The following is a 6,983-nucleotide window of genomic DNA, read 5'->3' as shown; positions in this document are numbered from 1 at the left end:
GGCAAGCCTCGCTCCTACAAGGGCATCATATGTACCTGTAGGAGCGAGGCTTGCCCGCGAAGCGGCCCTCACTGGCATCTCAAATCACAGAACCTGCCACCCGCCACCCAACGCCTTGTACAGCGCAATACTCGCCTGCAACCGTGACAACCGCAGCTGCACATTCAGATCCTGCGCCGCATACAGCGTGCGCTGGGTCTCCAGCACGGTCAGCAAATCCTCGGCTCCGGCCTGATAACGGCTTTGCGCGATATTGAAGGCGGTCTGCGCCTGGCTCAGTTCCTCGCTTTGCCACTGTCGCTGTGCATCCAGCCCGCGAATGCTGTTGAGGGCTTTTTCCACGTCGGCGAAGCCGTTGATGATCGCCCCGCGATAGGTTTCCAGCAGTTCTTCCTGGCGGGCCGTGGCTTTGTCGCGCTCGGCGCCCAAGCGACCGTTGTTGAAGATCGGCGCAAGCAATCCGGCGGTGAGGTTGTAGAAAGGACTGCGCAGAATATCTGCCGCCCGGTTCGCCCCCGACCCCAGTTCGGCACTCAACGTCACCTTCGGCAGCATCGCCGCGCGGGCGACGGTGACGTCGGCTTGTGCGGCGGCCAGTTGCGCTTCGGCGCGGGCGATGTCCGGGCGGCGGGTGAGCAGTTCGCTGGGGGCGCCGGCCGCGATGGTCGGCCATGACAGCTGATCAAAGCGCTCCTGCCCCAGCGCCAGTTGCTGAACCGGCCGGCCGAGCAGGGCGGCCAGACCGATCAGCGCGTCTTGAGCCTGTTGCTGCACCAGCGGCAACTGCCGTTGTTGCGCGGCCACCAGGCTCTTCTGCTGTGCCAGCTCAAGTGCCGTTGCGGACCCTGAATCGAATCGCGTCTGCACCAGTTTCAATACGTTCTGCGCGTTGGCCAGGTTCAGCTCGGCGATGCGGCTTTGCTCGCGCAGCGACAAGGCCTGCGCGTAGGTGTTGGCGACGCCGCTGAGCAGCGTCAATTCCACGGTGGCCTGATCAAACTCGCTGGCCTGCAAAGCGAATTGCGCGCTGTCACGGGAGGCCCGTTGACCGCCCCAGAAATCGATTTCGTAAGTGGCGCTGAGGCTGGCGTTGAAGTAATCGACGGCCTTGTTTTCGCTGTCGGCGTCGAGCTGGCTGTAACCGTTGCCGCGCAGCAGTTTTTGCCGATTGGCGTTGAGGCCAGCCTTGACCTCCGGCAGCAGCGAGCCACCGGCAACCACCGTCTCGGCCTGCGCCTGGCGCACCCGCGCGATGGCCGCGGCCAGGTCGTAACTGCCGACCCGCGCCTGTTCGATCAGTTGATCCAGCTGCGGGCTGCCAAACTGCGTCCACCATTGCAGGTGGTTGCGGGTGGCGTCTTGCATGTGCGGCGATTGCCAGGCGTCGGGCGGCTGGAGGCCGCTGTCCGGGCGCTGGGCGGGCGTGCCGCAGGCGCCGAGCAACAGGCAGAGGGTCAGTAAACTCAGTTGCGGCTTCATGGAGAGATCATTCACTGGTAAGGGCCGTGACCGGGTCGAGTCGGGCAGCTTTGCGGGCCGGCATGAAGCCGAAGACAACACCGGTGACCAGGGCGCAGGCGAAGGCGCCGAGCACCGCTATCAAAGAGAACGCGACCGCGACTTCGCTGAGGATCAGCACGCCGCCGACGATCAGCGCCAGGGCAATCCCGGCGAGACCGCCGACCACCGAAAGCATCACCGCTTCCGTCAGGAACTGGCGCAGGATGTCGCGCTGGCGGGCGCCGGTGGCCATGCGGATACCGATCTCCCGCGTGCGCTCGCGCACGGTCATCAGCATGATGTTCATCACCCCGATGCCGCCGACCAGCAGCGAGATGGCGGCAATCGAGCCCAGCATCAATGACAAGGTGTTTTGCGTGCGCGCTTCGGCCTGGATCATCGCGGCGTTGTTGGTCAGTTCGAAATCCTTCTTGCCGTTGTGCAGGCGCAGCATCAATTGCTCGATGGCGATTTCGGTCTCCTTGACCTTGCGTGCGTCGGCAGCGGCGATAGCCACGTATTCGGGATTATGCGTGCCGAACAGCCGCACACTGGCGGCGGAGTAGGGGATGGCGATGCGGTCGTCGCTGTCGGAGTCGCCGGAGCTGGCGCCTTTTTCGGCGAGCACGCCGACCACCTGGAACGGCACGTTTTCGATCAGGATGTACTCGCCGATCGGGTTGGCCACGTCCTTGAGCAACTTGGTCCGCACCTTGTGGCCAATCACTGCCACTGCGGCGGCGTTACGTTCATCGTCCTGGGTGAAATAGCTGCCTTGCACCACCGGCCAGTTGAAGATGGCCGGGAAATTGGTGTCGTTGCCGCCGACGTAGCTCAAGTGGTCGAGGTTGCCGAAACGCACCCCGGCCTCCTGGCCGTTGACCGGCATGATCCGCGTCACCTGCGGCAGGCTTCCCACCGCCGCGACGTCATCCAGGGTGACGATGCCCCGCGGTGTTCGCGGGTTGGGTGATGAGCCACCTAAATAAATGATGTTGGAGCCGAAGGCGCCCATTTGCGCCATGACCTGGCGTTTGCTGCCTTCGCCGACGGCCAGCATGACCACTACCGACGCCACGCCGATGATGATGCCGAGCAGCGTCAGCGCAGTGCGAAAGCGGTTGATCCACATCACCCGCCACGCCGCTTGTACGGCGTCGATCAGTTCGCCTTTCCAGGCCCCGGTCGCTTCGGCGCCTTCGGTCAGGCGCTTGCGCAGATCCACCGCTTGCAGCGCGCCGGGGTTGGCCGAGGTTTGTGCTTGAGGGTTGTCCACCGCGCTGTCGCTGATGATCAGCCCGTCGCGGATTTCGATGATGCGCTTGGCCCGGGCCGCGACTTCGCGGTCGTGGGTGATGAGGATGACCACGTGGCCCTGGCTCGCCAGTTCGTCGAGCAGGGTCATGACCTCGGCGCCGCTGTGGCTGTCGAGGGCGCCGGTGGGTTCGTCGGCGAGGATGATGTGGCCGCCGTTCATCAAGGCGCGGGCAATCGACACCCGTTGTTGCTGGCCGCCGGAGAGCTGGTGCGGGCGGTTGCCGGTGCGCGACGCCAGACCTAGGCGGTCGAGCAGGGCGGCGGCGCGGGCATGGCGTTCGGCGGCGGGCAGGCCTGCGTAGATGGCTGGCATCTCGACGTTTTCCTGGGCCGAGCCGGACGGGATCAGGTGATAACCCTGGAACACAAAGCCAAAGGCTTCGCGGCGCAGCCAGGCCAGCTCGTCGCTGTCGAGGGCGGCGACGTTTTGCCCGGCGAAACGGTATTCGCCCGAGGTCGGGCGGTCGAGGCAACCGAGGATGTTCATCAGCGTCGATTTGCCGGAGCCTGACGCGCCGACAATCGCCACGAATTCCCCGGCATGAATCGACAGGTCGATGCCGCGCAACACGTGAACTTGCGGTGAATCGCCGCCGCCGTAGGCTTTGCGGATGTCCTGCAGGTCGATCAGAGGCGTCTGCATTCAGCCGCCACTCCCGTTGGCCGTGCCGATCAGCAGGTGATCGCCTTCCTGCAAACCGTCGAGGATCTGCACCCGCAGACGATCGCTGATGCCGGTGCGCACGTCGCGCTGCTGGATACTGCCGTTTTCAGCGACGACCTGGGCAATTTGCCTATTCGCTTCGGTGCCGGCCTGCAGCGCTGCGACCGGCGCGGTCAGGGTGTTTTTTGCCTGATCCGAAACGAAGAACACCTGGGTGGTCATTTCCGCCATCAGCGCGTTGTCGGCGTTATCGACGTCCAGCAACACCGTATACAGCACCACGCGCGCGCTGCCGCTTTTGCTCGAACTGGCCGGGCTGCCGCCGCCCTGGCTAGTCTGGTCCAGTGGCTTGGGCGGCACCGGCAGAATCTGCCGCACGGTGCTGCTCCAACGCCGGTTGCCGCTGCTGAGGGTGGTGAACCAGGCGGTCATGCCGGGTTTGACGTGGCCGATGTCGGCTTCCGAAACTTCGGCCCACACCGTCATTGGCGACAACTTGGCGATGCGCAGAATCAAGGGTGTTTGCTGCTGGGCGTTGAGGGTCTGGCCGACCCGGGCGTCGAGGGCGACCACGGTGCCGGCCATCGGTGCGTAAATCCGCGTATAACCGAGTTCGGCCTGATCGCTGCGCAGGCTGGCCTGGGCCTGACGGATCTGCGCCTGGAACATGTCGATGCGCGCCTGGGTGGCACGCAGTTCGGCCTGGGCGGTTTGCACGTCTTCCTCGCGGGTCGCGCCGCCGGCCTTGAGGTTCTGCTGGCGCTGGAATTTCTGTCGGGCCAGTTCATGCTGGGCTCGTTGTTCCTGGAGCTGCGCCTTGAGGTTCTCGATGGAGAACCGGCCGGCGTCGAGCTTGGCCTGCTGGGTGGACGGATCGATCTCCACCAGCAGCTGGCCTTCCTTGACCACGTCGCCGACCTCCACATGAATCTTCTGGATCTGCCCGGACGCCTGCGCACCCACATCGACATAACGCCGGGGCTGCAGGGTGCCCAGCGCGGTGACGCTGCTTTCAATGTCACCACGACTGACTTGCACGGTGGCGAATTTATCCCGGCCCGGGGGGATCACTTGCCAGGCGGCGATGGCGATAACGGGGATCAGACAAAGTGCTACAAGCAGGGCGCGTCGGGTCTGTCGGGGACGTTTCATGCAGGGTTCCGGCCAATGGGTATCGGCCCGTCGTTCATCCTGCGCACGAAAAGCGGCGGCAGGGGAACGCTGTCGGGGGGCCGACAGACACGGGGAGCTGTCCTGTAAACGAGGAATGTCGCGGGGAATTTAGGTGCGGACACATACCGTTACAGGTGTAGCGCATGACTATTTATCAGGTAAGTCAAAGCAACACTTTAAATCTATATGAGAATTACTATAAATTACGCGACTCGAACTGCCACCATCTTGCCACTGCCCATTTGTGCGGTCGCGGAAGTGGCTCAAGGATAGAAACCGCACCCTGTGCGGCCGGGAGTCATGTTGGAAAACTACTATCGCGAGCTGGTGTGTTTCCTGAACGCCAGGCTAGGCAACCGTCAGGTGGCCGAAGATGTGGTGCATGACGCTTATCTGCGGGTGCTGGAGCGTTCCAGTGACACACCGATCGAGCAGCCCCGGGCCTTCCTTTATCGCACCGCGCTGAACCTGGTGATCGACGATCATCGCCGCAACGCCTTGCGCCAGGTTGAATCGCTGGACGTGCTCGACAACGAAGAGCGCTACTTCACCCCGTCCCCGCACAACTGCCTCGATCATGGCCAGCGCCTGGAAATGCTCCAGCGTGCCTTGGCGGAATTGCCGCGGCTGTGTCGCGAAAGTTTTCTGCTGCGCAAGATCGACGGCCTGTCGCACCCGGAAATTGCAGAGCACCTCGGTATCTCGCGCGCGCTGGTGGAGAAGCACATCGTCAATGCCATGAAGCATTGCCGCGTGCGGATGCGACAGTGGGACGCCCATTGATCCCTTCTCTCTAAATTTTTTTTCATTGTCCTCGTTCCTACTCAACAGACGACCTGCTGTCTTGCATCAGGTCACTTAGGCTTATTCCCCTTGTTGAGGGGTTCATCCAGAGGACACTGGAAATGACACAGGCAATTGCATCGCCCATCGTTCACGACCTGATCGGCGTCGGTTTCGGCCCTTCGAACCTGGCGCTGGCCATCGCTCTGCAAGAGCGCGGGCCGAGCCAGGGCGAGCTGGATGTTCTGTTTCTCGACAAGCAGGCGGACTATCGCTGGCACGGCAACACCCTGGTGACCCAGAGCGAGTTGCAGATATCCTTCCTCAAGGACCTGGTGACCCTGCGCAACCCGACCAGCCCGTATTCGTTCGTTAACTACCTTAAGCATCACGGACGTCTGGTGGACTTCATCAACCTCGGCACCTTCTACCCGTGCCGCATGGAGTACAACGACTACCTGCGCTGGGTCGCCGGCCAGTTTGAAGCCCAGAGCCGCTATGGCGAAGAAGTGCTGACCATCGAGCCGGTGCTGCACAACCAGCAGGTCGAGGCGCTGCGGGTGATCTCTCGCGATACCCAAGGGCAGCAACACGTGCGCACCACCCGTTCGGTGGTGGTCAGCGCCGGCGGTACGCCGCGCATTCCCGAAGCGTTCAAGGCGCTCAAGGATGACGGCCGCGTGTTTCACCACTCGCAGTACCTGGCGCAGATGGCCAAACAGCCTTGCGTGAACAATCAGCCGATGAGCATCGCAATCATCGGCGGCGGCCAGAGCGCGGCGGAAGCCTTCATCGATTTGAACGACAGCTTCCCGTCGGTGCAGGTCGACATGATCCTGCGTGGCTCGGCGCTGAAGCCGGCGGATGACAGCCCGTTCGTCAACGAAGTGTTCTCGCCGGAGTTCACCGACCTGGTGTTCCAGCAGGCGAGCAGCGAGCGTGAGCGTCTGGTCAACGAGTACCACAACACCAACTATTCGGTGGTGGACATTGACCTGATCGAACGCATCTACGGCATCTTCTATCGCCAGAAAGTCTCGGGTATCGCGCGTCACACCTTCCGTACGCTGACCACCATCGAAAAAGCCACCGCCACCGAGCGCGGCATCGAGCTGGCGGTGCGCAACAATGCCACCGGTGAAGTCTCGGTTCGTCTCTACGATGCCGTGGTATTGGCCACCGGTTACGAGCGCCAGATGCACCGCAAACTGCTGGCGCCGCTGGAGCAATACCTGGGTGATTTCGAGGTGGATCGCAACTACAAGCTGATCACCGACGAGCGCTGCAAGGCCGGCATCTATATGCAGGGCTTCTGCCAGGCGAGCCACGGTTTGAGCGACACGCTGTTGTCGATCCTGCCGATACGCGCGGATGAGATTGCCGGGTCGTTGTATGACCATGGCAAGCACCGTGGGCATAGCCGGTCGGTGGTGGATTTGTTGTTGGCCACTGCCAGCTAAATCTTCTGTGTCTGTTGACCCGTCATCGCGAGCAGGCTCGCTCCCACAATGGACCTGTGTTTGCAGGCCTGATGCGGGAGCGAGCC

General features: G+C 62.8%; 5 protein-coding genes. 2 read left to right on the top strand and 3 right to left on the bottom strand.

Translation table 11 applies throughout. From position 1 onward, the window contains the following. Positions 1–84 precede the first annotated feature (84 nt). The 3 genes from QMX98_RS30720 to QMX98_RS30710 are packed head-to-tail and all read right to left on the bottom strand — an operon-like array spanning position 85 to position 4,633. A complete protein-coding gene (locus QMX98_RS30720; protein WP_282411878.1) occupies positions 85–1,479 on the bottom strand; it encodes an efflux transporter outer membrane subunit in 1,395 nt (464 codons plus the stop codon). A 7-nt stretch (positions 1,480–1,486) separates the two neighbouring features. Next, the gene (locus tag QMX98_RS30715; protein WP_282411877.1) at positions 1,487–3,460 is read right to left on the bottom strand and encodes a MacB family efflux pump subunit; all 1,974 of its coding nucleotides are present in this window, start codon (positions 3,458–3,460) and stop codon (positions 1,487–1,489) included. After that, the gene (locus tag QMX98_RS30710) at positions 3,461–4,633 is read right to left on the bottom strand and encodes an efflux RND transporter periplasmic adaptor subunit (RefSeq protein ID WP_221108876.1); all 1,173 of its coding nucleotides are present in this window, start codon (positions 4,631–4,633) and stop codon (positions 3,461–3,463) included. A 321-nt stretch (positions 4,634–4,954) separates the two neighbouring features. Here QMX98_RS30710 and QMX98_RS30705 point away from each other — a divergent pair, with 321 nt between their 5' ends. Both QMX98_RS30705 and QMX98_RS30700 read left to right on the top strand, forming a co-directional pair. Beyond that, complete coding sequence (locus QMX98_RS30705) at positions 4,955–5,437, top strand: sigma-70 family RNA polymerase sigma factor (protein ID WP_042932216.1); 483 nt, start codon at positions 4,955–4,957, stop codon at positions 5,435–5,437. Between the two features lie 122 nt (positions 5,438–5,559). Continuing rightward, a complete protein-coding gene (locus QMX98_RS30700; protein WP_077748894.1) occupies positions 5,560–6,897 on the top strand; it encodes a SidA/IucD/PvdA family monooxygenase in 1,338 nt (445 codons plus the stop codon). The last annotated feature ends 86 nt before the right edge of the window (positions 6,898–6,983 follow it).

Source organism: Pseudomonas sp. PS02303 (genome assembly GCF_029959925.1).
Lineage (GTDB): Bacteria > Pseudomonadota > Gammaproteobacteria > Pseudomonadales > Pseudomonadaceae > Aquipseudomonas > Aquipseudomonas mandelii.
Note: the sequence above shows the minus strand (reverse complement) of the source record. Positions and strands in the feature narration are given on the sequence as shown.